The 25,690-nt window shown below is 71.5% G+C and carries 29 protein-coding genes and 1 riboswitch; of the genes, 9 read left to right on the top strand and 20 right to left on the bottom strand.

The window, feature by feature from the left end; translation table 11 throughout:
- Positions 1-107: 107 nt before the first annotated feature.
- From pstA to pstS, 3 genes are all read right to left on the bottom strand, one after another.
- A complete protein-coding gene (gene pstA, locus ACGFZW_RS22155; RefSeq protein ID WP_393894917.1) occupies positions 108-1,184 on the bottom strand; it encodes a phosphate ABC transporter permease PstA in 1,077 nt (358 codons plus the stop codon).
- Between the two features lie 8 nt (positions 1,185-1,192).
- Positions 1,193-2,194 carry a phosphate ABC transporter permease subunit PstC gene (gene pstC, locus ACGFZW_RS22150; protein ID WP_393894881.1) on the bottom strand — a complete coding sequence of 334 codons (1,002 nt, stop codon included), beginning with the start codon at positions 2,192-2,194 and terminating at the stop codon, positions 1,193-1,195.
- A gap of 142 nt (positions 2,195-2,336) precedes the next feature.
- Entirely contained in the window at positions 2,337-3,458 is a 1,122-nt protein-coding gene (pstS, locus tag ACGFZW_RS22145; protein WP_393894880.1) for a phosphate ABC transporter substrate-binding protein PstS, read from the bottom strand.
- 336 nt (positions 3,459-3,794) lie between these two features.
- On the opposite strand from pstS, the gene ACGFZW_RS22140 reads away from it, so the two are divergent.
- Positions 3,795-4,997 carry an NlpC/P60 family protein gene (locus tag ACGFZW_RS22140; protein ID WP_393894879.1) on the top strand — a complete coding sequence of 401 codons (1,203 nt, stop codon included), beginning with the start codon at positions 3,795-3,797 and terminating at the stop codon, positions 4,995-4,997.
- 291 nt (positions 4,998-5,288) lie between these two features.
- The gene (locus tag ACGFZW_RS22135) at positions 5,289-6,689 is read left to right on the top strand and encodes a PP2C family protein-serine/threonine phosphatase (protein WP_393894878.1); all 1,401 of its coding nucleotides are present in this window, start codon (positions 5,289-5,291) and stop codon (positions 6,687-6,689) included.
- Positions 6,690-6,715: 26 nt separating this feature from the next.
- Here the strand turns inward: ACGFZW_RS22135 and ACGFZW_RS22130 are convergent, their stop codons facing one another.
- The 3 genes from ACGFZW_RS22130 to ACGFZW_RS22120 form a co-directional block, all read right to left on the bottom strand.
- Positions 6,716-7,060 (bottom strand): DUF2516 family protein, encoded by a 345-nt coding sequence (locus ACGFZW_RS22130; RefSeq protein WP_393894877.1) that lies wholly within the window; start codon positions 7,058-7,060, stop codon positions 6,716-6,718.
- Positions 7,061-7,235: 175 nt separating this feature from the next.
- Positions 7,236-7,829, bottom strand: a complete 594-nt coding sequence (locus tag ACGFZW_RS22125; RefSeq protein ID WP_393894876.1) for a hypothetical protein — start codon at positions 7,827-7,829, stop codon at positions 7,236-7,238.
- Between the two features lie 33 nt (positions 7,830-7,862).
- Complete coding sequence (locus ACGFZW_RS22120) at positions 7,863-8,306, bottom strand: helix-turn-helix domain-containing protein (RefSeq protein WP_393894875.1); 444 nt, start codon at positions 8,304-8,306, stop codon at positions 7,863-7,865.
- A 122-nt stretch (positions 8,307-8,428) separates the two neighbouring features.
- On the opposite strand from ACGFZW_RS22120, the gene ACGFZW_RS22115 reads away from it, so the two are divergent.
- The gene (locus ACGFZW_RS22115) at positions 8,429-9,337 is read left to right on the top strand and encodes an aminoglycoside phosphotransferase family protein (protein WP_393894874.1); all 909 of its coding nucleotides are present in this window, start codon (positions 8,429-8,431) and stop codon (positions 9,335-9,337) included.
- Positions 9,338-9,538: 201 nt separating this feature from the next.
- A complete protein-coding gene (locus tag ACGFZW_RS22110; RefSeq protein ID WP_393894873.1) occupies positions 9,539-10,309 on the top strand; it encodes an SDR family oxidoreductase in 771 nt (256 codons plus the stop codon).
- A 94-nt stretch (positions 10,310-10,403) separates the two neighbouring features.
- Here ACGFZW_RS22110 and ACGFZW_RS22105 read toward each other — a convergent pair whose 3' ends face one another.
- Entirely contained in the window at positions 10,404-11,255 is an 852-nt protein-coding gene (locus tag ACGFZW_RS22105; protein ID WP_393894872.1) for a putative protein N(5)-glutamine methyltransferase, read from the bottom strand.
- 306 nt (positions 11,256-11,561) lie between these two features.
- Between ACGFZW_RS22105 and ACGFZW_RS22100 the strand changes: the two genes are divergently transcribed.
- The 3 genes from ACGFZW_RS22100 (at position 11,562) to ACGFZW_RS22090 (ending at position 14,004) form a co-directional block, all read left to right on the top strand.
- Complete coding sequence (locus tag ACGFZW_RS22100; RefSeq protein ID WP_393894871.1) at positions 11,562-12,548, top strand: aldo/keto reductase; 987 nt, start codon at positions 11,562-11,564, stop codon at positions 12,546-12,548.
- Between the two features lie 201 nt (positions 12,549-12,749).
- Positions 12,750-13,166 (top strand): VOC family protein, encoded by a 417-nt coding sequence (locus tag ACGFZW_RS22095; protein WP_393894870.1) that lies wholly within the window; start codon positions 12,750-12,752, stop codon positions 13,164-13,166.
- Positions 13,167-13,188: 22 nt separating this feature from the next.
- Complete coding sequence (locus tag ACGFZW_RS22090) at positions 13,189-14,004, top strand: class I SAM-dependent methyltransferase (RefSeq protein ID WP_393894869.1); 816 nt, start codon at positions 13,189-13,191, stop codon at positions 14,002-14,004.
- A 2-nt stretch (positions 14,005-14,006) separates the two neighbouring features.
- Here ACGFZW_RS22090 and ACGFZW_RS22085 read toward each other — a convergent pair whose 3' ends face one another.
- The 4 genes from ACGFZW_RS22085 to ACGFZW_RS22070 form a co-directional block, all read right to left on the bottom strand.
- Positions 14,007-14,573 carry an NADPH-dependent FMN reductase gene (locus ACGFZW_RS22085; protein ID WP_393894868.1) on the bottom strand — a complete coding sequence of 189 codons (567 nt, stop codon included), beginning with the start codon at positions 14,571-14,573 and terminating at the stop codon, positions 14,007-14,009.
- 188 nt (positions 14,574-14,761) lie between these two features.
- Positions 14,762-15,193 carry an ankyrin repeat domain-containing protein gene (locus ACGFZW_RS22080; RefSeq protein ID WP_393894867.1) on the bottom strand — a complete coding sequence of 144 codons (432 nt, stop codon included), beginning with the start codon at positions 15,191-15,193 and terminating at the stop codon, positions 14,762-14,764.
- A gap of 294 nt (positions 15,194-15,487) precedes the next feature.
- Positions 15,488-16,507 (bottom strand): asparaginase, encoded by a 1,020-nt coding sequence (locus ACGFZW_RS22075; protein ID WP_393894866.1) that lies wholly within the window; start codon positions 16,505-16,507, stop codon positions 15,488-15,490.
- A gap of 44 nt (positions 16,508-16,551) precedes the next feature.
- The gene (locus ACGFZW_RS22070) at positions 16,552-17,235 is read right to left on the bottom strand and encodes an ABC transporter substrate-binding protein (protein WP_393894865.1); all 684 of its coding nucleotides are present in this window, start codon (positions 17,233-17,235) and stop codon (positions 16,552-16,554) included.
- A 175-nt stretch (positions 17,236-17,410) separates the two neighbouring features.
- Between ACGFZW_RS22070 and dtd the strand changes: the two genes are divergently transcribed.
- Positions 17,411-17,836, top strand: a complete 426-nt coding sequence (dtd, locus tag ACGFZW_RS22065; RefSeq protein WP_393894864.1) for a D-aminoacyl-tRNA deacylase — start codon at positions 17,411-17,413, stop codon at positions 17,834-17,836.
- Positions 17,837-17,868: 32 nt separating this feature from the next.
- Here dtd and ACGFZW_RS22060 read toward each other — a convergent pair whose 3' ends face one another.
- The 6 genes from ACGFZW_RS22060 to ACGFZW_RS22035 all read right to left on the bottom strand — a co-directional run bounded on the left by ACGFZW_RS22060 (position 17,869) and on the right by ACGFZW_RS22035 (position 23,174).
- Positions 17,869-18,849, bottom strand: a complete 981-nt coding sequence (locus ACGFZW_RS22060; RefSeq protein ID WP_393894863.1) for a YgfZ/GcvT domain-containing protein — start codon at positions 18,847-18,849, stop codon at positions 17,869-17,871.
- Positions 18,850-18,880: 31 nt separating this feature from the next.
- Entirely contained in the window at positions 18,881-19,318 is a 438-nt protein-coding gene (locus tag ACGFZW_RS22055) for a Fur family transcriptional regulator (protein ID WP_393894862.1), read from the bottom strand.
- Positions 19,319-19,364: 46 nt separating this feature from the next.
- Positions 19,365-20,384, bottom strand: a complete 1,020-nt coding sequence (locus ACGFZW_RS22050) for an ABC transporter substrate-binding protein (RefSeq protein ID WP_393894861.1) — start codon at positions 20,382-20,384, stop codon at positions 19,365-19,367.
- A gap of 11 nt (positions 20,385-20,395) precedes the next feature.
- Positions 20,396-21,238, bottom strand: coding sequence for an ABC transporter ATP-binding protein (locus tag ACGFZW_RS22045; RefSeq protein ID WP_393894860.1), 843 nt, complete (start codon positions 21,236-21,238; stop codon positions 20,396-20,398).
- Positions 21,238-22,335 (bottom strand): FecCD family ABC transporter permease, encoded by a 1,098-nt coding sequence (locus ACGFZW_RS22040; protein ID WP_393894859.1) that lies wholly within the window; start codon positions 22,333-22,335, stop codon positions 21,238-21,240. Before ACGFZW_RS22040 ends, ACGFZW_RS22045 begins: the two co-directional genes overlap by 1 nt.
- Before the next feature lie 114 nt (positions 22,336-22,449).
- Positions 22,450-22,524, bottom strand: a riboswitch (cobalamin riboswitch).
- Between the two features lie 86 nt (positions 22,525-22,610).
- Complete coding sequence (locus ACGFZW_RS22035; RefSeq protein ID WP_393894858.1) at positions 22,611-23,174, bottom strand: FABP family protein; 564 nt, start codon at positions 23,172-23,174, stop codon at positions 22,611-22,613.
- A 363-nt stretch (positions 23,175-23,537) separates the two neighbouring features.
- Between ACGFZW_RS22035 and ACGFZW_RS22030 the strand changes: the two genes are divergently transcribed.
- Positions 23,538-23,903, top strand: a complete 366-nt coding sequence (locus ACGFZW_RS22030; protein ID WP_393894857.1) for a DsrE family protein — start codon at positions 23,538-23,540, stop codon at positions 23,901-23,903.
- Positions 23,904-23,955: 52 nt separating this feature from the next.
- Here the strand turns inward: ACGFZW_RS22030 and ACGFZW_RS22025 are convergent, their stop codons facing one another.
- The 3 genes from ACGFZW_RS22025 to ACGFZW_RS22015 all read right to left on the bottom strand — a co-directional run bounded on the left by ACGFZW_RS22025 (position 23,956) and on the right by ACGFZW_RS22015 (position 25,554).
- Positions 23,956-24,240, bottom strand: coding sequence for a DUF3099 domain-containing protein (locus ACGFZW_RS22025; protein ID WP_393894856.1), 285 nt, complete (start codon positions 24,238-24,240; stop codon positions 23,956-23,958).
- A gap of 148 nt (positions 24,241-24,388) precedes the next feature.
- On the bottom strand, positions 24,389-24,676 hold the full coding sequence (locus ACGFZW_RS22020) for a DUF1416 domain-containing protein (protein WP_030085405.1): 288 nt from the start codon (positions 24,674-24,676) through the stop codon (positions 24,389-24,391).
- A gap of 38 nt (positions 24,677-24,714) precedes the next feature.
- Positions 24,715-25,554 carry a sulfurtransferase gene (locus ACGFZW_RS22015; protein WP_393894855.1) on the bottom strand — a complete coding sequence of 280 codons (840 nt, stop codon included), beginning with the start codon at positions 25,552-25,554 and terminating at the stop codon, positions 24,715-24,717.
- Between the last annotated feature and the right edge of the window lie 136 nt (positions 25,555-25,690).

Genomic DNA, 25,690 nt, shown 5'->3' with positions numbered 1-25,690 from the left:
GCCTTAACGGCCGGGCCGTTCTGGTTGGTCGGACGTCGTTTCGCTTCCGCTCCGGCCGGGTGCCGCACCTTCGTTCCTCAGGCGCGACCCCCGACCTCCGCTGCAGCTCAACTCCGTCCTCCGCGCGGGGCCTTCCAGCGGGCGATGCCGCGCGCCAGCAGGTTGAGGACCATGACGAAGGCGATGAGGACGAAGGCCGCCGCCCATGCGCGGTCGTACGAGGCCTCGGAGCCCTGCTGCCACTGCTGGAAGACATACAGCGGAAGCGACTGCTGGGCGCCCTCGAAGGGGTTGTTGTTGATCGTCTTCGCGCCCCACACCAGGAGCAGCACCGGGGCGGTCTCACCGGTGATACGGGCGATGGAGAGCATCACGCCGGTGGTGATGCCGCCGATCGAGGTGGGCAGCACGACCTTGAGGATGGTGCGCCACTTCGGGACGCCGAGAGCGAGCGACGCCTCGCGCAGCTCGTTCGGGACGAGCTTGAGCATCTCCTCGGTGGAGCGGACCACGACCGGCATCATCAGGATCGCCAGAGCCATCGCGCCGGCGAAGCCGGACGGGCCGAAGCCGAGGATCAGGATCCACACGGACAGGACGAACAGGCCCGCCACGATGGAGGGGATGCCCGTCATCACGTCCACGAAGAAGGTGACGGCCTTGGCGAGCCTGCCACGCCCGTACTCGACGAGGTAGATCGCGGTGAGCAGACCGATCGGTGCGGCGATCAGCGTCGCCAGGCCCACCTGCTCCAGGGTGCCGATGATCGCGTGGTAGATGCCGCCGCCGGGCAACGCGTCCGGGAGGGTGCCCATCGAGTGGGACAGGAAGTAGCCGTCGAGCACCTTGGTGCCGCGGGCGACCGTCTCCCACAGCAGCGAGGCGAGCGGTACGACGGCGAGCAGGAAGGCGATCCAGACCAGGCTGGTGGCCAGCCGGTCCTTGGCCTGCCGCCCGCCCTCGACGATCGCGGCGAGGGCGTAGGTGCCGACGATGAACAGCACGGCGGCTATCAGACCCCACTGGATCCTGCTGGTCAGGCCGCCGGCCAGGCCGATGCCGACGCCGACTCCCGCCGCGGCGAGCGCGAGGGCCGGCGGGGTCCAGCGGGGGAGCCGGGCCTGCTTGAGGGAGACCGGGAGGGGGCTGTCGCCGGAGTCCGTGAGCGGTCGGCGTTCTGTCATCACGTCGCTCATGCGCTGGCTCCCGAGTACTCCTTGCGGCGGGCGATGATCAGGCGGGCCGCGCCGTTGACGAGCAGCGTGATCACGAACAGGACGAGGCCGGAGGCGATCAGGGCGTCCTGGCCGAATTCATCGGCCTCGCTGAACTTGCTGGCGATGTTCTGGGCGAACGTGCCGCCGCCCGGGTCCAGCAGGCTGGTGCTGATGAGGAAGCTGGGGGAGAGGACCGTGGCGACGGCCATCGTCTCGCCCAGCGCGCGGCCCAGGCCCAGCATGGAGGCGCTGATGATGCCGGAGCGTCCGAAGGGCAGCACCGACATGCGGACGACTTCCCAGCGGGTGGCGCCGAGCGCGAGCGCGGCCTCCTCGTGCATCTTCGGGACCTGGAGGAAGACCTCGCGGCTGACGCTGGTCACGATCGGCAGGATCATGATCGCGAGAAGGATGCCGACGGTGAACAGCGAACGGGCGGCCCCGTCGCCGTACGCGAAGACGCCGGTCCAGCCGAGGTAGTCGTCCAGCCAGCTGTACAGGCCGGTCAGGTGGGGGACGAGGAAGAGCGCGCCCCACAGGCCGTAGATGATGCTGGGCACCGCGGCGAGCAGGTCGATCACGTAGCCGAGCGGCGAGGCCAGCTTGCGTGGCGCGTAGTGCGAGATGAACAGGGCGATGCCGACCGCGACCGGGACCGCGATGACCATCGCGATCACCGAGCTGACGACGGTGCCGAAGGCGAGGACGGCGATGCCGAACTTCGGTTCCGCCCCGGTGGCGTTCCACTCCAGGGTGGTGAAGAAGTTGGCCTTGTCGCCGGAGATGGCGAGCACGGACCGGTAGGTGAGGAAGGCCGCGATGGCGGCCATGATCACCAGCAGGGTGATGCCCGAGCCGCGGGAGAACCCGAGGAAGATCCGGTCTCCGGGGCGTACCGCCTTGCCGGAGACGGCGGAGAGCTCGTCGGCGGGCGGGGGCGGCGGGGGTGTATCGGTTATCGACTGTGTGGAAGTCATGGTTTCTCCGGTCTGCGGAGCCGGTGGGGGCTCCTGGCGCGGCGGTGCACCGGACGGGCGGCGGCCCCTGGGGCCTGATGGCCTCGGCGGCCGTATGGCGGCCGTGTGGCCGTACGGCGGTGTGGGGCCGCCGCCCGGTGGGTCAGGAGAGCGTCTTGACGGTCTTGCGGACCTTCTCGGCGATCTCGGTGGGCAGCGGGGCGTAGCCCAGCTCCTTGAGGGCGGTCTGGCCCTCCTTGCTGGCGACGTACGTCAGGAAGGACTTGGTGGCGGGCAGCGTCTCGGCCTTGTTGCCCTTGTCGCAGGCGACCTCGTAGGTCACGAGGGTGATCGGGTAGGCGCCCTCGGCCTTGGAGGTGTAGTTGAGCTCCAGCGCGAGGTCGTCGCCCTTGCCGACCTGCTTGGCCTCGCCGATCGCCTTGGAGGCGTTGTCGACGGTGGCCCCGACCGGGGTCTTGGCGCCGGTGTTCAGCTTGGCGGTCGGGATCTTGGAGGCCGTGGCGTACGACAGCTCGAAGTAGGAGATGGCGCCGCTGGTCTGCTTGACCTGGGAGGAGACGCCGGCCGAGCCGGAGGCCGCCTGGCCGCCCTTGCCTTCCCAGGTCTTCGCGGGCTCGTGCTTCCAGGAGGCCGGGGCGGCGCCCTTGAGGTACTTGGTGAAGTTGTCGGTGGTGCCCGAGTCGTCGGAGCGGTGGAACGCCTGGATCTTGAGGTCGGGCAGCTTGGCGCCCGGGTTCAGCTTCTTGATCGCGGGGTCGTTCCAGTTGGTGATCTCCGAGTCGAAGATCTTGCCGAGGGTCGCGGCGTCCAGCACGAGGTCGTCGACGCCGGGCACGTTGTAGCCGACCGCGATCGGGCCGCCGACCATCGGGAGGTTGATGGCCTGCCCGCCCTTGCAGACCTTCTTCGACTTCGCGACCTCTTCGGGCTTGAGCGCCGAGTCGGAGCCGGCGAACGCGGTCTGGCCCTGCAGGAAGGTGGTGATACCGGCACCGGAGCCCGTGGGCTGGTAGTTGATCTCGGTGTCCTTGCAGGCGCCCGAGTAGTTCTGCACCCAGACGTCCATGGCGTTCTTCTGCGCGGAGGAGCCGGAGGCGAGCAGCTTGCCCTTGCCGTCGCACTTGATGCTGCCGGGCTTGGCGGCCGTACCGCCGGGGGAGGCGCTGGTGTCGTCGGAGCCGCACGCCGTCAGGGCCAGGGCACCGGAGACGGCGAGAGCGCCAACGGCGAGGGCGCGAACCCGGTTCTTGCGCTGAAGCTTCACTGTCGAAAGTTCCTTCCTGGGGCGCGCCGCTACGTCGGCGTGCGGGTGAGAGCAGATGGGGCTGCCGCGGGGAGCGGGTGTCAGCCGGCCGGGCGGCGCCGGGCCCGAAGGCATGGCGCGCACTCGGTGAGGCTGAAATTAGGCAGATCAGGTGAAGCCGCCGATGGAGGGGAGTGAACGCAGGGTGAACCTCGGCCATCAGGTGGGTGCGAGGCTGCCGTGTACCGGAAGGCTGGGGAGAAACCGCCCGTCGCTCTGTTGAATTACCGGTCGGTATGGCAGCATCCGCGCCTGAGGCGAAGACGCGAATCGGTGCGGATCGACCGGAGGTGGCTGGTGCGGAGCCAGGGGGCACGGCAGGACGAACAGGCCGTTCAGGGCGTCTGGGACCGGTGGGGAGCCTGGGGCTTCCGGGGTGGCCGGATCGCGACCTGCACCGCCATCGTCCTGTGCGCGATGGGTCTGCTCGGTGGCACGGCGTCGGCCGCGTACGCCGAACCGGGCCCGGGGCAGGGCAAGGATTCGGACAGTCGAGCGAACGACCGGGACGCCGGGAGCGACGGTGGCGACAAGAAGGCCGACGTCTCGCTCGACGATCCCGCCCTCAAGCGACTGGAGGGCGTCCGCAAGAAGATCGAGGATCTCTACCGCAGGGCGGAGCAGGCGACCGACGCCTATAACGGCGCCAAGGAGCAGGTCGAGCTGCAGCAGAAAGAGATCGTGAAGCTGGCGCGGAGCATCGACACCACGCAGCACAAACTCACCGCCCTCAAGCGGCACGCCGGTGCGCTGGCCAGTGCCCAGTACCGCGGTGGCGGAATTCCCTCCGAGGCCCGGCTGATGCTCAACACCCATCCCGAGCGCTTTCTCGACAACGCCACTCTGGTCCGCAAGGGGCAGCAGGCCACCAAAGGCGTAATCGGCCAACTGTCACGCCTCAAGGGCGACTTGGAGGGATATTCCAAGGCCGCGACGGATCGCTGGGAGCGGCTGGAGGCGAACCGCAAGAAGAAGGAAGCCGCGCAGCGGGAGATCAAGAAGAAGATCGAAGCGGCGAAAAAAGTGGAATCCCGGCTGGCCGCCGAGGAAATCGACCGGCTGAAGGAACTGGAGGACGAGCGGGCGTTCCGGGAACAGCAGAAATGGCTCGACTCCGGCGTGTGGAAGGACATCGACAGCCGGGCGTCCGCCAAAGGCAAGAAGGCCATCGCGTACGCCACTGATCAAATCGGCAAGGACTATGTGTGGGGCGCCGAGGGGCCGGACACCTTCGACTGCTCCGGATTGACCCTGCGGGCGTGGCAGGCGGCCGGCCGGACGATTCCGCGGACGTCGCAGGAGCAGTGGCGGCAATTGGACCGGGTGCACGTCAAGGACATGCGGCCCGGCGACCTGATCATTTATTTCACCGATGCCAGCCATGTCGGGATGTACATCGGCGACGGCGCGATCGTGCACGCCCCGCGGCCCGGTCGGCAGATCACGGTCACCGGCGCCGGGTCGATGCCGATCCTGGGTGTGGTGCGCCCCGATAAATGACCGGTTCGTTCGGTTTCCTACGGTTGTCGCCGGCGGCCGAATACGGGTCATGCGGGGTGATGTTCGTCATTCCGCTTTCCTGCCTCCACGGGTCAAATTGCTGATGGGGCGCGGCATATGACGATGGCCGATTGCCATCGGCCATTCCGTACTGCTCGGTACTGGCGCTATGGTCGCCTCTCAGTGCCCGGTAGCGCCTCGCTCATGTGACCGACGAGCGGCGTGGAACCGGGCACGGTGGCGCGCCGGTCGGCCGCCGCACCCTCGGGGGGAGGGAAAGGAAGCAGAGGAATGCCCGTACCCGTACCGCACCAGCGGACGGCCGTGCTGCCGCACCAGGCAGGACCGGTGGACGCGGCCTGCGCGGATTCGCCGCGCGCGGCCGGCGCCCCGGCTGTGGCGGACGACACGGCCCGGGGCACGAGCGCCCTGGGGCAGACCGGCCAGGAGCCGATGAGCCGGACCTCGACGGCACCGGACCTGCAGCTTCCGGCCGACCAGGGATCGCTCGACCAGGGCCTGACACTGCTCCTGATCGGCGAGGACCCCAACAGCCCCGTCCCCGACATGTGGGACTGGGCGGGCCGCAAGGTCCGTCTGCGCACCGCCCGCAACCTCACCGAGGCCGAGCGGCTGCTCACCGACGACGTGCACTGCATCCTGCTCGACCTCGCGCCGCCGGAGCACGGCGAGCGGGACGCGGGCGACGCCGACTGCCCCGGTGATGAGCTGGGGGCACTGCGTGAGGTGCTGCGGATGGCGCCCGCGCAGGCGGTGCTGGTGCTGACGTCCGAGACGGACGCCGAGCGGGCCGCCGATGCCGTCCGCGTCGGCGCCCAGGACTACCTCTTCCGCGACGAGCTGGACGGCGCGGTGCTCAGCCGCGCGGTGCGCTACGCCGTCGAACGCAAACGCGCCGACCTCGCACAGCGCCAGCTGACCGAATCGCGGATGATGGCGCAGGAGAACGCCCGCCTGGAGCGCGGGCTGCTGCCCACCCCGCTGCTGGACGGCTCGGACCTGCGCTTCGCGGCCTGCTACCGCCCCGGCCGCAGCCGTGCCCTGCTCGGCGGCGACTTCTACGACACCGTGCGCACCCAGGACGGCACCGTCCACGCGATGATCGGTGACGTCTGCGGCCACGGCCCGGACGAGGCCGCGCTCGGCGTCGAGCTGCGGATCGCCTGGCGTGCCCTGACCTTCGCCGGACTGTGCGGCGACGAACTGCTCTCCACCCTCCAGAAGGTGCTGGAGCACGAGCGCGCGGACGACGAGATCTTCGCGACGCTGTGCACCGTCGACATCTCCGCCGACGGCCGGCGCGCGGGAGTGTGCCTGGCCGGCCACCCCGCGCCGTTGCTGGCCCGCGCGGGGCGCGAGCCGCAGCTGCTGCCGTACGAGTTCGGTGGTCCGGCCCTCGGTCTGCTGCCGCGCGCCCGCTGGCCGCGCCGGCAGGTCGAACTGGGCGGCTCCTGGAGCCTGATGATGTACACCGACGGCCTGATCGAAGGCCGCGTCGGCGAGGGCAAGGAGCGCCTCGGCCAGGAAGGCATGACCGCATTGGTCAGCCGTCAGATGGCGGCCGGTCTGCGGGGCGAGGAACTGCTCGACGCGTCGGTCAGGGAAGTGCGCGACCTGAACGGCGGGGAGCTCACGGACGATGTCGCGGTGCTGCTGCTGGACCGGCACTAGCCGGAGCCCGGCGGCGCGGGTCGAGCTCAGCGGCCGCCGTTGTACGGGCCGTACGGGCCGTCCGAGCTGGAGCCGCCGCGGCGCGGGCCGCGGCCGCCGCCGGTGACCTGCCGGAGGGCCGGCCGGACGTCGACGGTGTAGACGATCACCGCGATCACGCCGATGATCGGCAGGAACGACATCAGCGGCAGCAGGAACAGCAGCGCCGTGGCGATCACGAGGAAAATCAGCCACAGGCCCTTGGACTGCTTGCTCGCGGCGCGATAGGCGTCCTCGCGGCGCACGGCCGCGTCGATCAGCATCACTGCCGCGTACACGCCCAGGGCGAGCTGCACCCAGCTCAGAACGTTCTGGAACCCGTAAATCAGCACGTTGCCCACCGCCCGTTCGCCTGGATGTGTCGGTTCTACGCGGCCCCACCGTACCCGGAGAACGGGCCGGGCACGCCATGCGTGCCCGGCCCGGCCGGTGGACCCGGTGGGGCGTGGCGCGCCCGTGCGGCGCGCCCGTTCCCTCCCCCTACCGCTCAGTGCGCGGTGACGGAAGTCACTTCGCCGGCGGCGTGGGCTTCTTCGCGGCCGGCTTGGCGGCGGAGTCGGTCTTCTTCGCCGCGGCGGGCTTGGCCTCGGTCCGGGTGCCGTTCGCGGGCTTGGGCTTCTGCTGGGCCGTCAGCGTCTCCCTGACCGTCGGCTCCTTGGCCTCCGGCTCGATCGCCACGGCGAGGTCCTCGACCTGGTCGGCGGTCTCGCCGCGCCAGGTCTGCACGGCGCCCCGGCCGCGCTCGGCCAGCTCGTCGTAGGTCTCGCGTGCCTTGACGGCGTACTCGGCGGCCCGGCCCACGCTCTGCATCGCCAGGTCCTGCGCCTGCTCACGGAGCTTCTTCAGGTCGCCGTCCAGCGAGCCGAGCAGTTCGTTGAACTTCTCCTGGGCGTCCTTGGCCTGCTTGGTGACCCGGTCCTGGATCTCCTTCGGGTCGGTCGCCCGCACGGACTCGAAGCGCTTGGGCGCCTCGACCCGGACCTTCTCGACCAGCGCCGGCACCTCGCCGAGCTTCTCGGCGGCCAGGTCGGCGGTGCCGGCCAGGGCGTACAGCGGGGTGGCGTCGGTCAGGGTCTTGCGGAGGTCATCGGTGATGGCCATGACGTGGTTCCTCCTGGAATCGAAATTGGTCGCTCAGGTGGCGTGCGGGCCGCCGTCGGCCTCTGCGTCGTGGGAGTCCGTACCGCGCCCGTCCTCATGCCCGTTCGCAGTGCTGTCCCCGCTGCCGACGAATCCGTTCTCCTTGCGGAAGGACTCGTAGATCTGCAGCAGGACCTGCTTCTGCCTCTCGTTCAGCGAGGGGTCGGTGAGTATCGAGGTCTGCACCCCGATCTCGTCCGGACCGTGCCGCTCGTCGAGGATCCCGGCCTGGACGTACAGCGTCTCGGCGGAGATCCGCAGCGCCTTGGCCAGCTGCTGGAGGATCTCCGCACTCGGCTTGCGCAAGCCGCGCTCGATCTGGCTGAGATACGGGTTGGACACCCCTGCGGCATCCGCGAGTTGCCGCAGACTCAGCTGCGCCGTGCGCCGCTGCTCCCGCAGGAACTCGCCGAGGTTGCCGACGTTGAGAGATGCCATGCCCCGATAGTGCCCGCTCGTGCTAACTATTGCAAGCAAGCGCTAGCAAGAGTGGCGCAGCGGAGTCGGGGCCGAGGGAAAGTCAGTGGCGTGACGGTCCCTCCGGCCGTGAGACTCGCGACGTGATGCTTCACGCGGATGAGATCCCGGTCGACGAGACGCTGGTCCGGTCACTGTTGAAGGCACAGTGCCCGCAGTGGGCCGGCCTGCCGCTGTCGCCCGCGGGCGCCGGCACGGACAACACCATGTACCGGCTGGGCGACGACCTGCTCGTGCGACTTCCACGGACCCCAGGAAGCGGACGGTCGGTGCGGAAGGAGCAGGAGTGGCTGCCTCGGCTGGCACCACTCCTCGCATGTCCGATCCCCGAGCCCGTACACGCCGGGACGCCCACCGATGTCTTCCCGCTGCTCTGGTCGGTCTACCGCTGGATCGACGGTGACGAGGTCGGCCCGGACAGCGTCCGGGACTGGGCCGCCTTCGGGACCGACCTGGCGGCGGTCGTGGGGCGGCTCCACCGCATCGACCTCATGGGAGCGACGCGTACGGAGGGCCTGCGCTGGTACCGCGGGGGCACCCTGGAGCCGTGCGACCAGTGGGTCGGCGGCTGTCTCGACGACTGCCGGGCCGCCGTGGGCTCCGAGCTCGACGTCGACACTCTGGAACGGTTGTGGCGAGCCGCGCTCGCGCTGCCCGAGCCCTCCGGACCTCATGTGTGGCTCCACGGCGACCTCAAGCCGACCAACCTCCTGGCCCGGGACGGAAAGCTGCACGCGGTCATCGACTTCGGAGCACTCTCGGTCGGCTTTCCCGACGCCGAGCACTCCACCGTCTGGGACCTGCCGCCACAAGCGCGCCGGGCCTATTGGGACGCCTTGAACCTCGACGAGGTGACCTGGGCCCGCGCCCGCGCCTGGGCGATCGCGGTGGGCGTCAGCGGGATCTCCCATTACCGGCACACCTTCCCCGCCTTCGTCGCCGAATGTCGCGCACGGCTCCAGGCGATCCTCGCGGACGCCGCGGTGCGCTGAACGGCCCCGCCGGCCCGGGAGGGGTGGTCGTCGGCCCGCCGAAGGCCGAGGAAGGGCCTGCCTCACAGGTGAGGCCAGAAAAAGGTGCCTCGACCGGTCACATTCCTTCCTCGGGGCGAGTCAGGGGAGTAGGCCCACGAAATCCATGGGTCGGCGCCGGGAGGCCGGACTTCCGGACAGACACATCGGAGAGTGCTGGAAATGACTGTGACGAGCTCACCCCTTCTGGTCACCGGCGGTACGGGCACCCTCGGGCGCCTCGTCGTGCCGCTGCTGCGTGCCGCCGGCCGGGACGTGCGGGTGCTCAGCCGGCAGCCCCGGGAGCCCGGGGACGGTATCGACCATGTGACCGGGGATCTGCGGACGGGGGAGGGGGTGGCGGCCGCGGTCGAAGGGGCCGGGACCGTCCTGCACCTCGCGGGCGGCCCCAAGGGCGACGAGGAGGCGACCTCGCACCTCGTGGAGGCCGCCTCGCGTGCCGGCGTGCGGCACGTGGTGTACATCTCGGTCATCGGCGCGGACAAGGTCCCGTTGAGCTGGTTCGCGGCCAAGCTCGGCGCGGAGCGGGCGGTGGCCGAATCCGGCCTGCCGTGGACGACGCTGCGTGCCGCGCAGTTCCACGACCTCGCCCTGACCGTGGTGGAGAAGATGGCGAAGCTGCCGGTGATCCCGGTGCCGGGCGGGCTCCGCTTCCAGCCGGTCGATGCCCGTGAGGTGGCGGCGCGGCTGGTGGAGCTGACGCTCGGTGAGCCGGCCGGCCTGGTGCCCGACCTGGCCGGGCCGAAGGTGTACGGGATGGCCGAGCTGAGCGGCGGGTATCTGGAGGCGCGTGGCAAGCGCCGGTTGATGATGCCGGTACGGATGCCGGGGAAGGCCGGCCGCGCCTACCGGGCCGGCGCGAATCTGTCCGTCGAGGGGGCCCAGGTGGGCAAGCGGACCTGGGAGGACTTCCTGGCGGAGCGGGTGGGTTGAGGCCGTCGGCCACCTCCGGGCCCTCCCCGGCGCACCCGGGCGTGGAGCCGGGGGCGGCCCTGGCGGGGCCGCTCCCGACGTCCACGGACACGCCCTACCGGTCGCCGGAGGCCCGCGGCTCGTCGGGGCGGGTCCCGGCGATGACCGTGGCGTACCACTCGTCGCTGGTGGACACCTGGGGCAGCAGCCCCGCGCGGGCGAACGTCCCGACCGCGCGCTCCGCCTGACGCTCGCTGGTCTCGACCAGCAGATGGCCGCCGGGTGCCAGCCATCGGGCCGCCTCCCGGCTGACCCGGCGGAGCACGTCGAGCCCGTCCGCGCCGCCGTCGAGTGCCACCAGCGGTTCGTGTTCGCGGGCCTCCGGCGGCAGCAGTCCGACCTCTTCGGTGGGTACGTACGGCACGTTGGCGACCAGGAGGTCGATCCGCCCACGGAGGCCGCCGGGCAACGGAGCGTAGAGGTCGCCCTCGTACACCTCGCCGCCGACCGCGGCGAGGTTGCGCCGGGCGCAGCGCACCGCGGCGGGTTCGATGTCGGCGGCGTGCAGTTCGACCGAGCCGAGAGCCGCCGCCAGCGCGGCGCCGACCGCGCCCGAGCCGCAGCAGAGGTCGACGACGACCGTGCGGCGCCGGGGGGCGCGGCCGCCGGAAGCGGCGGCGAGGGCCAGGGCGCGCTCCACGAGGAACTCGGTGCGGCGGCGGGGCACGAACACCCCGGGGTCCACCGCCATCCGCCGACCGTGGAACTCGGCCCACCCCAGGACGTGTTCGAGCGGCACCCCATCGGCCCTGCGCCGCACCATGGCGGCGAGGTCGGCCGGTGTGCGGGCCGCGGCGAGGACCAACTCGGCCTCGTCCTCGGCGAAGACACAGCCGGCGGCACGGAGCGTGGTGATGACGGTGGAGCGGGAGGGAGCCGGGGGGAGGGGTGACGGGTACGTCGACATGTGAGCCTTTCGGGGCGCCGATGGCGCTTGCCCGCTCACTTCTGTCGGACGGTCACCTGCTGCGGGCGGACCGTGCGACGGTGAGACGGGAGCACCTGCCTGATCTGGCGGGGAATCGGTCTCACCTCCTGGGTCGGTCCACTGCGTGAGACGGCAACATTACCCGAACCGCCATCCCGCGTCACCGCGTGACGGCCCTGCTCCGGGCGCGGTTGACTTGGAGCGCACTCCAACTCCTACCGTCGGGAACGACGCTCCGGGGACGGCCTTGGAGCCACATCGCCGTACGGCACAGGAGGCAGCAGCATGACCGACATCCCCCCGCGTCACCTCGGTGAACTGGTGGTCTCCGCGCAGGGGCTCGGGTGCATGGGCATGAGCCACGGGTACGGGCCGGTGGACGACGCGCAGTCCATCGCGACCCTCAACCGGGCGCTCGACCTGGGAGTCAGCCTGCTGGACACCTCCGACTTCTACGGGGCGGGGCACAACGAGGAGCTGATCGGGCGGGCCATTGCCGGCCGGCGGGACGAGGTGGTGCTGGCGACCAAGTTCGGCTTCGCCAACCGGCTCGGTGAGCCGACCGCGATCCGCGGGGACGCCACCTACGTACGGCAGGCGTGTGACGCGTCGCTGCGCCGGCTCGGCGTCGACCACATCGACCTCTACTACCAGCACCGGGTCGACCCCGACGTCCCGATCGAGGAGACGGTCGGCGCGATGGCCGAGCTGGTCGCGGCGGGCAAGGTGCGCCACCTCGGGCTGTCCGAGGCGGGCGCGGCGACGCTCCGCCGGGCGCACGCGGTGCACCCGATCGCCGCCCTGCAGAGCGAGTGGTCGCTGTGGACCCGCGATTTGGAGCACGAGATCGCGCCGGTCTGCCGGGAGCTGGGCATCGGTCTGGTGCCGTTCTCGCCGCTCGGGCGCGGCTTCCTGACGGGGCGGTACACCTCCGTCACGGAGCTGCCGGAGTCCGATGTGCGCCGCAGCCAGCCGCGGTTCGCCGACGGCAACCTGGAGCAGAATCTCGCCATCGTGGCGAAGCTGGACGAGCTGGCCGCCGCGAAGGGCGTCACGGCCGGTCAGCTGGCGCTGGCCTGGGTGCAGCACCGCGGGGACGACGTGGTGCCGATTCCGGGTACCCGGCGGCAGAAGTATCTGGAGGAGAACCTCGGCGCGCTCGCGATCGAGCTGTCCGAGGACGAACTCGCCGCCATCGATGCCGCGGCGCCGGCCGGCCAGGTCGCCGGGACGCGCTACGACGAGGTGAGCATGACGTTCGTGAACAGGTGAGCGGACGCGGCCGGTGCGCCGGTCGGCATGGGGGCGCGGAGCGTCCTGCGCGGGGCCGCGCGCAGGGCGGGCTCCGACTCGGTCGGCGGCGCCGTACCGGGCCGTGAGGGGCGGAGCGGCCTAGACTTTTCCGGGGCGCGTCCGGGCCCGCGGCGACCGCCGCGGTCCGCGGTCCGCCGCCCGTACGGAAGGACGGCCGCCATGGACTGGAAGCTCGAACTGGTGCCGATCCCGGTGTCCGACGTGGAACGGTCGAAGCGCTTCTACAGCGAGCAGGTGGGCTTCGCGGTGGACCACGACACCCGCGTCGGCGAGGACGTGCGCATCGTCCAGCTGACGCCGCCCGGCTCGGGCTGCTCGATCGTGATCGGTGCCGGCACCGGCGTCCGGCAGGCCGAGCCCGGCACGGTGCAGGGGATGCAGCTGGTGGTGACCGACATCGAGACGGCCCGCGCCCAGCTGGTCGCGCACGGTGTGGCAGCGGGGCCGGTGCAGCATCTGGAGGACGGGACGATGGCCGAGGGGCACGGCGAGCCGTGGAACTCCTTCGTGTTCTTCAGCGACCCGGACGGCAACGGCTGGGCGGTCCAGGAGCGCCCGCCGGGCACGCAGGCGTGAGCGCGCCTCATAAGCTCGGCGGATGACGACGGATCAGGAAACCTTTCTCCGGACGTTCCACGCCGCGCATCCGGCGGTCACCGCGCGGGCGATGGCCCATGGCCGGGCCGAGGACGGCCGGTCCAGCTACGCCATCCTGCGTGACCGGGTCGCGGGCTGCCGGAGCGTGCTGGACCTCGGATGCGGTGACGGCTTGCTGCTGGAGCTGCTGGGGGAGGACGAGAGGCGTGCCCTTGCCGGACTGGACCTCTCCGCCGAGGAGTTGGCGCTGGCTCGCCGCCGCCCGCACGCAGCACGGGCCGATCTCCGGGTCGGCCGGGCGCAGCACCTCCCGTTCGAGGACGGCCGGTTCGACGGCTGCGTCTCGCACATGGCGCTGATGCTGATGAGCGACGCCGAGCGGGTCGCGGCCGAGCTGGCGAGGGTGCTGGAGCCCGGCGGCACGCTGGCGGTGGTCCTGGGCGGCGGCGCCGTCGGTGACGAGGCGTACGCGAGCTTTCTGCGGCTGGCCCTGCCGTTGATCGAGGCGGCGCCGCCGGGGCAGCGGATCCCACGCCTGGGGGACCGGCGGCTGCGGACCCGCGAGGGGTTCGACGAGGTCTTCGGCCCGGCCGGTTTCGGTCCTGCCGACTGGGAGACCCTACGGCTCGATCTGACCGGACCGCCGGAGCAGGTGTGGCGGACGGTGGGGGGCCTCTACGACCTGGGGCCCCTCGACGCCGCCGTCACCGCCGAGCTGCGGGCTCGATTCGAGGCGGAGACGGCGGCCTCGGCGCTGCCCGACGGCCGTATCCCGTGCGCGATGCGGGTGCATGTCGCGGCGGTGCGGCGGGCCTGAGGTCAGGCGCCGTAGGGCCGTGCGGCGCGGGCTTCGCGCAGGGCCACCGCCCACCAGCTCAGCTGGTTCAGCAGGGCGTCGGCGGCCCGGGCGGCGGGGGCGGGGTCGTGCAGCCGGCCGTCGTCGTCGAAGAGGTTGCCCGCGAGCGGGAAGCTGACCGTCTCGCGCACGGTCGTGGCGTGCAACTCGGCGAAGACCAGCCGCAGTTGCTCAATTGCCCGCAGCCCGCCCGAGACCCCGCCGTACGAGACGAAGCCCACCGGCTTGGCCTGCCACGGTGCGTGCAGCAGGTCGATGGCGTGCTTGAGCGGTGCCGGGAAGGAGTGGTTGTACTCCGGGGTGATCACGACGAACGCGTCCGCCGTGTCGACGCGCTTGGCGAAGGAGGCGTGGTCCTCGCTGCCGGGCCGGAGCTCGTAGGGGCGGACGGTGTCCAGGTCGATGACGTCGACGTCGATGTGCTGGTGCCCTTCGGCGTGCCGGGTGAACCAGTTCGCGATGACGGGCGCGAACCGGCCCTCCCGGGTGCTGCCGATGATCACTGCGAGGCGGTAGCGGTGCTCGGACATGCGGGGCCCTCCATGGGGTGCGCGGCGGTGTTGCCGTCAGACCGCGACGCTAGAACCTCAAGAAAGCTTGAGGTCAAGCGTGGCGGGCCGGGTGCGTCACCGTGCGGGCGCATGCGTCACGCCGGGGGCCATGGACCGCGCCGTCCGGGCCGGGCCGAGCCCGTGGGCAAGGCCCGCCCGCCGGGCGGTCACTGCGCGCCGAACAGCGTCAGCAGCTCCGTCTTCTCGAACATCCGGGCCGTGTCGATGGCCGAGGGGGTGCCGGCCGCCGGGTCCGCGCCATGGGCGACCAGCGCCTTGACGACCTCGTCCTCGCCCTTGAAGACCGCCCCGGCGAGCGGGGTCTGGCCCCGGTCGTTGGGGCGGTCGGCGTCCGCGCCGCGCTTGAGCAGCGCCTCCACGGTGGTCGCGTGGCCGTGGTAGGCGGCCAGCATCACCAGGGAGTCGCCCTTCTCGTTCGTCAGGTTCGCGGGCACGCCCGCGTCCACATAGGCGGCGACGGTGTCGGTGTCACCGTGCCGCGCCAGGTCGAAGACCTTGGCCGCGAGCTGCAGCACCTCGGGGTCGTGCGCGTGCTCGATCGCCTCGGGCCCCTGCGGCTCGATATTCGCGTCGCTCATGGTCGCCGGCCTCCTGCTGTGGTGAGTGGTGCACTGTGTCCTCGCCACTTTATGCAGGTCACCTCTGTGGGGGCAGTGCCCGCGGCGGGGCGGTGGGCAGGCGGCCGCCTCGTCCGGGCCGGGCGCCGAGGGTGCCCGACCCGCTCCCCGCGCGTCCGGCCGGGCGTCGTCGGCCGGACGTCGCTGTGCCGCCCGTACGCGGCGACGCCAACGTGCCCCACCCGAGGGGGAGTTCAGGCAATACCGCCGCCGGGAGCGCGCAAGGACGACGTCCCTGCGCTCTCCCGGCGGTGCTCAGAAGGCCGCGCGGATCTCCCCGACGCGCGCGGCGCCGCCCAGCAGCGGTGCGTCCTCGATCCGGGAGAGCACGGGGGCGTCGACCCCCATCCGGCGCAGGACCCGCGCCAGCACCGGCCCGAGCGTCCGGGTCGCGCCGTCGTCGATCTTGAAGGCGAGTGCCCGGCCGTCGGGCAGCGCCAGCGCCTGGACGGCCTCCGCGCCCATCTTCGACAGCGTGCCGGGCAGCGCCTGCATCAGCCAGGTGTCGGGACGGCGGGTGCCGGCGACGTATTCGGGGTGGGCGCGCATCGCGTCCGCGACCCGCCGCTCCGGGGTGCCCGGCTCGGCCGCGACGAAGTGCCGGAAGGCGCGCGCCAGACCGGTCAGCGACAGGGACATCAGCGGCGCACCGCAGCCGTCGGTGCCGATGTGCGCGACGTCCTCGCCGCTCGCCGTGCGGACACCGTCGAGCACCAGCTGCTGGAGCGGGTGGTCCTGGACGAGGTAGGACCCGAGCGGCCAGCCGTTGAGGGCGCAGGCGGCCAGCATGGCGGTGTGCTTGCCGGAGCAGTTCATCGTCAGCCGCTCGCGGACCCGGCCCGACGCCAGATACCGCTCCGACTCCTCGGGGTCGAGCGGCAGATCGGGCGGGGTCTGCAGCTGGTCGGCGGTCAGGCCGTGCTCGGCCAGCATGGTCCGCACGAGGTCGAGGTGGAAGGACTCGCCGGAGTGGCTCGCGGCGGCCAGCGCCAGCCGCTCACCCGACAGATCAAGGCCCGCCCGCAGCACCGCCGCGGCCTGCATCGGCTTGTTCGCCGAACGGGGGAAGACCGGGGCCGCGGCATCACCCAGCGCCCACTCCACGCTGCCGTCGGCCGCCAGCACCACCAGCGAGCCGCGGTGGCGTCCCTCGACGAAGCCGGAACGGACGACCTCGGCGAGGACGGGGGGCACCGCGGACTGCGCGGCCGCCGCGGAATCCGGGGACGGAGAGGATTCCTGGGACGGCTCGGATATCGGGGTGGGCGAGGTCATCGTCGGCCTTCCGGGAGTGACCCGCGCCCTCCGGGGTGGCCGGGTCAGGACAGCAGGTCGTCTACTTGTGCTTCGCCCTCACGGTACCTGCGGGTGATTTCGGTACTGCAATCATCGGCCATCCGCTGCAGCGACTGACGGCGCCGCGAGACCTGCCGCTCATGGCGGATCAGCCGGCCCATCGCGTCGTGCAGCTCGCCGTCCGTCCGCGCCGTCAGGTCGGACAGCTCGACCTCACCGAGCATCTGCTCGGCCATCTCGCGGTACTCCTCGCTGTGCGGCGTCCCGAGCGTCACGTGCCGGGCCGAGGAGCGGTGCCGCGACGGCAGGTCCGTGAGGATCTCCGGGAGGCGGTCGAGCAGGGGCGAATGCTGCGCGGTGCGCCGGGCGATCTCGGCCCGCAGGATGTCGATCCGGCCCTGCAGCAGCCGCCGCAGATAGCTCAGATCGGCCTCGTCCTGCTGCGCGTCGCGGCGCACCACCCGCAGCTCCGGCAGTCCCAGGACGGACAGGTCGGGTGTCGCGACGGGGTGGCAGCGGTCGCGTTGCTGCGGGGGGCGGGGGTGCTGGGCCTGGCCTGCCGGGAGCATGGGGCCATCCTCGCTGCGGGTGGGCTCGTCGGGAGCCGATGCCGTCGTGGTCAGGGGTGTCGGTGTCGGTACGGCGGTCGTCGTCGTACGGGCGGTCGGTGCGGGACCGGGCGTCTGCCCGGAGCCGGCAGTGCTCATGAGTCGTTCCGTCCCCTCGTCCGGTGCGGCATCCAGGGCATGTTGTCCGTGAAACGCACCGCGTGCACGCATCGTGCCACTCTGGGCGGTCCATGTGCAGGGCGATGGCACCCGAACGGCCCTCCTGGGGGTACAGCCGTACGGACGCCGAAAGCCGCCGTGCATGATGGCCGGTATGCGAGCTGTGGTGCAGAGGGTCGACGGCGCACGCGTCGACGTGGCGGGCGAGACGGTCGGCGAAATCGTCGGTGAAGGGCTGTGCGTGCTGGTGGGGGTCACCCACGAGGACACCGAGGAGAAGGCGGCACAGCTCGCGCGCAAGCTGTGGTCGGTCCGGATCCTTGAGGGCGAGAAGTCCTGTTCGGACACCGGGGCGCCGCTCCTGGTGATCAGCCAGTTCACTCTCTACGGTGACGCCCGCAAGGGCCGCCGCCCCACCTGGAACGCCGCCGCCCCCGGGCCGGTGGCCGAACCGCTGGTCGACGAGGTCGTCGCGCAGCTGCGGGCACTCGGCGCCCGGGTGGAGACCGGGCGCTTCGGTGCCGACATGAAGGTGTCGCTGACGAACGACGGCCCGTTCACGGTGCTCGTCGAGGTCTGAGCCCCCGAGGCACCGTCGAACGGGCCGCTCTCCTACGGCTCGACGACGACTTCCTGGGCGGCGGCCGTACCGGCCGCCGTCAGCTGGGCGTCGAGCGGGACATTGCGCTTGACCAGCGCCAGGGCGATGGGACCGAGCTCGTGGTGGCGGGCCGAGGTCGTGATGAAGCCCAGCTGCCTGCCCTCCTCGCCGTCCGAGGCCAGCCGCACCGGCGCGCCGTGCGGCGGCAGGTGCACCTCGCTGCCGTCCAGGTGCAGGAACACCAGCCGGCGTGGCGGTTTGCCCAGGTTATGGACCCGCGCGACGGTTTCCTGGCCGCGGTAGCAGCCCTTCTGCAGGTGCACGGCGCTGCCCAGCCAGCCCAGCTCGTGCGGGATGGTGCGGTGGTCGGTCTCCAGACCGAGCCGGGGGCGGTGCGCCTCGACACGCAGGGCCTCCAGGGCCAGGACGCCGATCGCCGGGCCGTGCGCCGCCGCGAACGACTCCAGGTCGCCCCGGGGCAGGAACAGGTCCCGGCCGTGCGCGGTCTCGCGTGCGACGGTCTTCTCCGGCACCTCGGCGATCGAGCCGGCCGGGAGGTGCACGACCGCGAACTCGTCGGTGCGGTCGGTGACCTCGACGCGGTAGAAGAACTTCATGCTCTCCAGGTAGGCGATCAGCGCCTCCTGGGTGCCCGGTTCGGTGTGCAGCCAGGTCGTCTCGCCGTCGTCGACGAGGTAGAGCGCATGCTCGATGTGGCCGTGTGCGGAGAGGATCAGCGCCTCGGTGGCATGGCCGGGCGCGAGATCGGTGACGTGCTGGGTGATCAGCAGGTGCAGCCAGGGCAGCCGCTCGGCGCCGGTGACGGTGACCACCCCTCGGTGCGAGAGGTCCACGAAGCCGGAGCCGTCGGCGAGGGCGCGCTGCTCCCGGAAGAGGTCGCCGTAGTGCGCGGCGACTCCTTCGTCGGGGGCTTCGGCGGGAACCGCACCGGGCAGCGACAGCAGGGGGCTGGCTTTCGAATGTCGCAGCATGAAGCCAGCCTACGACTCGGCCGCGCGCGGGCTACCCCTCGGCCTGGGCGGCCTTTGCGGTGCAGGACGTGCATCGCCCGAAGATCGCGAAGTGCTTCATGTCCGTCGCGAAGCCGAACCTCTCGCGCAGCTCCGCGGTGAACGGCTCGGCCACCGACAGATCCGCCTCGATGACCTCCGTGCAGTCCCGGCACACCAGGTGGATGTGGTGGTGGCGGTCGGCGAGGTGGTAGGTCGGGGCGCCGTGGCCGAGGTGGGCGTGGCTGACCAGGCTCAGCTCCTCCAGCAGCTCCAGGGTCCGGTAGACCGTGGAGATGTTCACGCCGCCCGCCGTCTTGCGCACCTCGGTGAGGATCTCGTCGGGGGTGGCGTGTTCCAGCCTGTCCACAGCCTCCAGCACCAGCTGCCGCTGTGGGGTCAGGCGGTACCCGCGCCTGCGAAGGTCGCTCTGCCAGTCGGTGGTCACCACACAGCCAGTGTAGGAGGGCGGACGGCCGGTGCGTACGGCGTGGGCGTCAGCCGTGGCGTACTCCGCGCAGATAGTGGGCCAATGCGCTGATCGCGGCGGGGTTGCGGGGGCTCTCGACGAGTTCGGCGTAGTCCATGACGTAGATCCGCCGGTGCTTGATCGCCGAGACGTTCGCCAGCGGGGGATAGGACAGCAGGAATTCCTTCTTCCGCTCGGCGCCGGTGTCGCCGTAGTCGTTGATGACGATGACCTCCGGGTCGCGGGCGACGACGGTCTCCCAGCCCACCGTGGTCCAGGAGTCCTTGAGGTCCTTCATGACGTGGTCACCGCCCGCCTTGGTGATGATGTCGTGCGGGCCCGCGTAGAAGCCCGAGGTCAGCGGCTTGTCGCGGCCGTCGTCGTAGAGGAAGACGGAGGGCCGGTCGCCCGGAGCGGGGATCTTGGCGCGGACCTGCGCGACCTGCTTCTCGTAACCCTTCACCAGGGCTTCGGCCCGGTCCCGCACGTCGAAGATCTTCCCGAGCGTCCGCAGATCGGTGTAGAGCGCCTTCAGCGGCGGCATCACGCCGCGGGCGCTGCCGTCCGGGCCCTTGCGGCAGGACTCGGTCAGGACGTAGCTGCCGATGCCGAGCTTCTTCAGGGAGGCGGGGGTGAGGTCGTTGTCCTCGCCGAAGCCGTAGTTCCAGCCGGCGAAGACCAGGTCCGCCTTGGCGTCCAGGGCCATCTCCTTGGTGACGGCCTTCTTGGAGAGCCGGGGCACCTTGTCGTAGGCGTCCTTGTAGGGCACCGCGTCGAGGTCGCCCTTGTCGTCGGGCATCACATAACCGGCCATGTGCTTCTCCAGGCCCAACGCGAACATCAGCTCGGTGATGCCCACGTCGTTGGTGACCACGCGCTGCGGTGCCTTGTCGTACGTCGTGCGGACGCCGCAGTTCTCGATGGTCACCGGATAGTGGCCGGAGCCCCCTGCGGCCTTCTTGCCGTCGGGGGCGACCTGCGCGCCGCAGCCGGCGAGTGCGAGCGCGAGGACGGTGAGCAGGGCGGCGGGGCGGCGGGCCGGGATCATCGGGCGGGTCCTCACAGAGCGGTCGGGTCGGCCTGGGCGGGCCGGGGGAGGGCGACAGGGGCACAGGCGCCAGGGGCGGCGCCCGCGTGCCCCAGGCGGTCGAACAGCAGCTGTACGGCGCCCGATTCGGGGTGCCGTACGCGGTGCGCGCGGACGCCGAAGACCTCGGCGAGCAGCTCGGGGGTCAGGACGTCGTACGGCGGACCGGAGGCGACGATCCGGCCGTGCGCGATGACGTACAGCTCGTCGCAGTGCACGGCGGCCAGGTTGAGGTCGTGCAGTGCGGTGAGCACCGTCAGCCGGCTGTCCCGCACCAGCGCGAGGACCTCCAACTGCTGGGCGATGTCGAGGTGGTTGGTGGGCTCGTCGAGCACCAGCACGGCCGGTTCCTGGGCCAGCGCGCGGGCGATGAGGACCCGCTGCTTCTCGCCGCCCGACAGGCTCAGGAAGCCGCGGCCCGCGAGGTGGTCCGCCCCGACCCGGGCCAGTGACCGCTCGCACACCTCGGTGTCCGTGCGCCGTGCGCGACCGGAGCCGCGCTGATGCGGCAGCCGTCCCATCGCCACGACCTCGGCGACCGTGAAGTCGAACTCGGTACTGGCCTCCTGCGGCAGCGCGGCCAGCAGCCGTGCGCCCTCCCGCACGTCCATGGCGTGCAGCTCTTCGCCGTCCAGGCGCACGGTGCCCGCGGCCGGGCGCAGCGCGCGGTAGACGCACCGGAGCAGCGTCGACTTGCCGCTGCCGTTGGGGCCCACCAGCCCCACGAGCCGGCCGCTGCCGGCCCGCAGCGCGATGTCGTGGACCAGCCGGTGCCCGGCCACCTCCACCGACAGGCCGTCGATGTCGAGCCGCATCAGGCGCCGCCTCCGAAGGTGTAGCCGCGCCGCCGCATCAGCAGCACGAAGCAGGGCACGCCGAGGACGGCGGTGATCACGCCCACCGGCAGTTCGACGGGCGCGAGCAGCACACGCGAGAGCAGATCGACCCACACCAGCAGCACCGCGCCCAGCAGAGGCGCGACCGCGAGCACCCGGCGGTGGTCGGCGCCGACCAGCATCCGCGTCACATGCGGCACCATCAGCCCGACGAAGCCGATCGCGCCGCTGACCGCGACCACCGCCCCGGTGACCGCGGCGGCGATCACGAACAGCTCACGGCGCAGCCGCTCCGCGTCGACCCCGAGCGCCGCCGCGGTCTCGTCGCCCATGGCCAGCGCGTTCAACCGGCCCGCGGAGAGCAGCAGATGGGCAAGGGCGGCGGCCACCGCGGCCGCCGAGATCGGCACCGAACCCCAGCCGGCCCCGCTCAGGCTCCCCAGCAGCCACATCATCGCGGAGCGGGCCGCCTCGCCGCGGTCGGCGGTGAACACCATCAGGGTGGTGACGGCGGAGAACCCGTAGTACATCGCGGTACCGGTCAGCACCAGGCGCAGCGGGGTGAGGCCGTGGGCGGTGCGGGCGGCCGCGTACACCAGGACCATCGCGATCAGCGCGGAGACGAACGCGGACACCGACAGGGCCCAGACGCCCAGCGCGCCCAGCGCCCCGAAGAGGAGTACCGCGTTGGCGCCGACGGCGGCGCCGGAGGAGATGCCGAGCACGAACGGGTCGGCGAGCGCGTTGCGGACCAGTGCCTGGACGGCGACGCCGATGGCGGACAGTCCGGCGCCCACGACGGCCGCCAGCACGGCCCGCGGGAAGCGCAGCTCCCACACGATGGTGTACGCGGAGACCTCGTCCGCGTCGATTGTGCCGCCGGTCAGTCCCGCGCCGAGATACCGCACCACCTGCGCCCAGCTCAGTCCGGCGGCGCCGAGGCCGACGCCGCACAACAGGGAGCCGAGCAGGACGACGGAGAGCGCGGCCACCAGGAACGGTACGGGCAGCCGTCGGGGCGGCACGGGGCCGGGCGGCGGTGCGGGGGCACGGGGCGTGGCCTCGGTGGTCGCCACGGGCGGTCCGCCTTCGGTCGGGCCGCGTACGGAAGGAGGCACGGCCCGGCGCGGGTGGCGGCGGAGGCGTCCCCTCGCAGTCCACGGCGAGTTGTCAGGATCCGGCGCCGCCGCGGGCGATCGGGCTTGCGGAAAGTGTGCTTCCGCTTACCGTTGCGGGTCAGCGCCGGACTCTCACCGGACTTCCCCCGCGGGGCGCTGTCGTGCGTGTGCAGATGTACGGCAGTGGCGGGCCGCGGTCCTGGGACCGCGCGGCCCGCTCGCCGCCGGGCGTCCTACTTGAAGAAGGCGATGCCGTCGTCGGGCAGGTCCTTGAGGTCCTTGGCCCACTCGCTCGGGTCGACGACCTTCTTCAGGTGTGCGGACATGTACGGGCGCAGCGGCACCTCGGGCGTGGCCTTCTCGCCGACCCACATCAGGTCGCTGTTGACGTAGCCGTAGAGCCGCTTGCCACCGCTGTACGGGCCGGAGGAGGCGGTACGGGCGACGGCGTCAGTGGCCAGGTCGATCTGCGGCTTCTGGTCGGCCAGCTCGCCGTACCAGACCTCTGCCACGCCCTGGTCGCGGATCATCACGACCTCGACCTTGCGGTCCGCGTCGATGCGCCAGTAGCCGCTCTCGGTCTCCAGCGGGCCGACCTTCTTGCCCTCGCCGTCGAGCACCCAGCTGTGCGAGGTGTATTCGATGAAGTCGCGGCCGTCGTGCGTGAAGGTGACTTCCTGCCCGAAGTTGCACTTCTCGGTGCCGGGGAAGTCCGCGACGCCCGCGCCCTCCCAGTTGCCGAGGAGGAAGGCGAGCGGCACCAGGGCCGGGTTCAGGTCGGACGGGATCTCGATCATGAGCTCAGACGATCTGTAGGAGAGGGGACAGCCGGGGCGCGCGGCGCTCCTGCTGAGGGCAGGGGGAGGGGCAGGTTCAGCGCTGGCCCTGGTACAGCTTCTTCCAGGTCAGGCCGGCGAAGGCGACGACGCCGACGGCGACCAGGACGAGCAGGGTGGTGAAGACTGCCTCAAGCACGAGCGCGCTCCTTGGACGGAGTGAGGTGTTACGGACCGCAGGCAAGTCTAGTCGGCGCCGGGGCGACCGGCGCTGTGAGGTTCCCCGCCCCGCCCCGCGCCCCGCCGCGCCGGGCGGGGCGCGGGGCACGGGGCCGTACGGGCGCGGGTCCCCGGAGGCGGTCGGCCGGGCTCTAGGCTGAGGCCATGGCGAAGAAGCTCGTGATCAAGGTGACGGCGGGTGCGGACGCGCCCGAGCGGTGCTCGCAGGCGTTCACGGTGGCGGCGGTGGCGGTGGCCAGCGGCATCGAGGTGTCCCTGTGGCTGACCGGCGAATCGGCGTGGTTCGGGCTGCCGGGGCGGGCGGCCGAATTCGAGCTGCCGCACGCCGCGCCGCTGCCGGAGCTGATCGACGGCATCATCGCGGGCGGCGGGGCGATCACGGTCTGCACGCAGTGCGCGGCCCGGCGCGACATCGAGGAGAAGGACCTGATCGAGGGCGCGGGCATCGCCGGCGCCCAGGTCTTCGTCAGCGAGATCATGCCGGAGGGCGTCCAGGCGCTGGTGTATTGACGCGGAGGGCGGGCCGGACGCGGCGCCAGGCCCTGGGGCCCTGGGGCGTGTCCTACTGCGGGTGCTTGTCGTCCTTGTCGTCCAGCTCGCGCCACCAGCGGTCGGACTCCGGGTCGCCGGACTCGTCCCACCAGCGCCAGCCGGGCTCCCGGCGGTTTCCGACGATCGCCGCGACCGGCGGGATGACCATCGCGACCACGCACATCCCCACAGCGGCGGGCACCGACCAGAGGCGCACGACGCTCCACGCCAGCACGAACAGCACGATGCAGACGCCCATCAGCAGGAAGTACCTGCGATGGCGGCGTTGCGCGGGCAGCAGGCGACGGGCGTGCATAGCTCCACGGTAAGACCGCGGCCGGTGGGAGAGAAGCCCGGACGCGCGGGCGCGCAGCACGGAGGGCCGCACCCCGGTCAGGTGTCCAAACCCCTGGGGTGCGGCCCTCCGGCCGTAAGGATCGCTGCCGATCCCGTCCTCCATGCCGTCAGACGGCGATGGCGACCTCCGCCAGGCCACCCTGCTGGGCGACGACGGTGCGGTCCGCGGTGCCGCCGGGGACCAGGGCGCGCAGCGTCCAGGTGCCCTCGGCCGCGTAGAAGCGGAACTGTCCGGTCGCCGAGGTGGGCACCTCGGCGGTGAACTCGCCGGTGCTGTCCAGCAGGCGGACGTAACCGGTGACGGGCTCGCCGTCGCGGGTCACGCTGCCCTGGATGGTGGTCTCACCGGGCTTGATGGTCGAGGCGTCCGGGCCGCCTGCCTGTGCTCCACACATGGGGGTACTTCCTTGAGGGGTCGGGGAGGGAAGCTTGCTTACTTGTTCGCGCCGAGCTCGATCGGCACGCCGACGAGCGAGCCGTACTCGGTCCAGGAACCGTCGTAGTTCTTGACGTTGGTCTGGCCGAGCAGCTCGTGCAGCACGAACCAGGTGAGCGCGCTGCGCTCACCGATGCGGCAGTAGGCGATGGTGTCCTTCGCCAGGTCGACCGACTCGCCCTCGTAGAGCTCCTTGAGCTCGTCGTCGGACTTGAAGGTGCCGTCGTCGTTGGCGTTCTTCGACCAGGGGATGTTGCGGGCGCTGGGCACGTGGCCGGGGCGCTGCGACTGCTCCTGCGGAAGGTGCGCCGGCGCGAGCAGCTTGCCGCTGAACTCGTCGGGGGAGCGCACGTCGACGAGGTTCAGGTTGTCGATCGCGGCGACGACGTCGTCACGGAAGGCGCGGATGGCGGTGTTCTGGGCCTTCGCCTTGTAGTCGGTCTTCGCGCGGGTGGGCACCGCGTCGACCAGGTCGCGGGAGTCCAGCTCCCACTTCTTGCGGCCGCCGTCGAGCAGCTTGACGCTGTCGTGGCCGTAGAGCTTGAAGTACCAGTACGCGTAGGAAGCGAACCAGTTGTTGTTGCCGCCGTAGAGGACGACGGTGTCGTCGTTGGCGATGCCCTTCTCCGAGAGAAGCTTCTCGAAGCCCGCCTGGTCGACGAAGTCGCGGCGCACCGGGTCCTGGAGGTCCTTCTGCCAGTCGATGCGGATCGCGTTCTTGATGTGGTTCTTCTCGTACGCGGACGTGTCCTCGTCGACCTCGACGATGACCACCTTCGGGTCGTCGATGTGGGCCTCGACCCAGTCTGCGTCCACCAGGACGTCGGTACGGCTCATGTTCTTCTCCTCCGGGGCAGTTGCGGGGGGCAGTTGCAGAAGTGCACGCGGTGACGCCGGATGCGCGCGGCTGACGGCGCGCGGCGCTGCGCGAGGGCATGCGGGAATCGGCCCGGGGGCCGAAAAAGGACGGGAC

Source organism: Streptomyces sp. NPDC048248 (genome assembly GCF_043201875.1).
Lineage (GTDB): Bacteria > Actinomycetota > Actinomycetes > Streptomycetales > Streptomycetaceae > Streptomyces.
Note: the sequence above shows the minus strand (reverse complement) of the source record. Positions and strands in the feature narration are given on the sequence as shown.

What these genes read in the sequence shown, in the direction of transcription:
- pstA (WP_393894917.1), bottom strand. Translation starts at nt 1,184, where the DNA reads ATGACAGAACGCCGACCGCTCACGGACTCCGGCGACAGCCCCCTCCCG.
- ACGFZW_RS22085 (WP_393894868.1), bottom strand. Translation starts at nt 14,573, where the DNA reads ATGTCCGAGCACCGCTACCGCCTCGCAGTGATCATCGGCAGCACCCGG.
- ACGFZW_RS22030 (WP_393894857.1), top strand. Translation starts at nt 23,538, where the DNA reads ATGGCGAAGAAGCTCGTGATCAAGGTGACGGCGGGTGCGGACGCGCCC.
- ACGFZW_RS22105 (WP_393894872.1), bottom strand. Translation starts at nt 11,255, where the DNA reads ATGTCGACGTACCCGTCACCCCTCCCCCCGGCTCCCTCCCGCTCCACC.
- ACGFZW_RS22050 (WP_393894861.1), bottom strand. Translation starts at nt 20,384, where the DNA reads ATGATCCCGGCCCGCCGCCCCGCCGCCCTGCTCACCGTCCTCGCGCTC.
- ACGFZW_RS22060 (WP_393894863.1), bottom strand. Translation starts at nt 18,849, where the DNA reads ATGCTGCGACATTCGAAAGCCAGCCCCCTGCTGTCGCTGCCCGGTGCG.
- ACGFZW_RS22120 (WP_393894875.1), bottom strand. Translation starts at nt 8,306, where the DNA reads ATGGCATCTCTCAACGTCGGCAACCTCGGCGAGTTCCTGCGGGAGCAG.
- ACGFZW_RS22075 (WP_393894866.1), bottom strand. Translation starts at nt 16,507, where the DNA reads ATGACCTCGCCCACCCCGATATCCGAGCCGTCCCAGGAATCCTCTCCG.
- pstC (WP_393894881.1), bottom strand. Translation starts at nt 2,194, where the DNA reads ATGACTTCCACACAGTCGATAACCGATACACCCCCGCCGCCCCCGCCC.
- ACGFZW_RS22125 (WP_393894876.1), bottom strand. Translation starts at nt 7,829, where the DNA reads ATGGCCATCACCGATGACCTCCGCAAGACCCTGACCGACGCCACCCCG.
- ACGFZW_RS22045 (WP_393894860.1), bottom strand. Translation starts at nt 21,238, where the DNA reads ATGCGGCTCGACATCGACGGCCTGTCGGTGGAGGTGGCCGGGCACCGG.
- ACGFZW_RS22090 (WP_393894869.1), top strand. Translation starts at nt 13,189, where the DNA reads ATGACGACGGATCAGGAAACCTTTCTCCGGACGTTCCACGCCGCGCAT.
- ACGFZW_RS22110 (WP_393894873.1), top strand. Translation starts at nt 9,539, where the DNA reads ATGACTGTGACGAGCTCACCCCTTCTGGTCACCGGCGGTACGGGCACC.
- ACGFZW_RS22135 (WP_393894878.1), top strand. Translation starts at nt 5,289, where the DNA reads ATGCCCGTACCCGTACCGCACCAGCGGACGGCCGTGCTGCCGCACCAG.
- ACGFZW_RS22025 (WP_393894856.1), bottom strand. Translation starts at nt 24,240, where the DNA reads ATGCACGCCCGTCGCCTGCTGCCCGCGCAACGCCGCCATCGCAGGTAC.
- ACGFZW_RS22100 (WP_393894871.1), top strand. Translation starts at nt 11,562, where the DNA reads ATGACCGACATCCCCCCGCGTCACCTCGGTGAACTGGTGGTCTCCGCG.
- ACGFZW_RS22080 (WP_393894867.1), bottom strand. Translation starts at nt 15,193, where the DNA reads ATGAGCGACGCGAATATCGAGCCGCAGGGGCCCGAGGCGATCGAGCAC.
- ACGFZW_RS22095 (WP_393894870.1), top strand. Translation starts at nt 12,750, where the DNA reads ATGGACTGGAAGCTCGAACTGGTGCCGATCCCGGTGTCCGACGTGGAA.
- ACGFZW_RS22015 (WP_393894855.1), bottom strand. Translation starts at nt 25,554, where the DNA reads ATGAGCCGTACCGACGTCCTGGTGGACGCAGACTGGGTCGAGGCCCAC.
- ACGFZW_RS22070 (WP_393894865.1), bottom strand. Translation starts at nt 17,235, where the DNA reads ATGAGCACTGCCGGCTCCGGGCAGACGCCCGGTCCCGCACCGACCGCC.
- dtd (WP_393894864.1), top strand. Translation starts at nt 17,411, where the DNA reads ATGCGAGCTGTGGTGCAGAGGGTCGACGGCGCACGCGTCGACGTGGCG.
- ACGFZW_RS22020 (WP_030085405.1), bottom strand. Translation starts at nt 24,676, where the DNA reads ATGTGTGGAGCACAGGCAGGCGGCCCGGACGCCTCGACCATCAAGCCC.
- ACGFZW_RS22035 (WP_393894858.1), bottom strand. Translation starts at nt 23,174, where the DNA reads ATGATCGAGATCCCGTCCGACCTGAACCCGGCCCTGGTGCCGCTCGCC.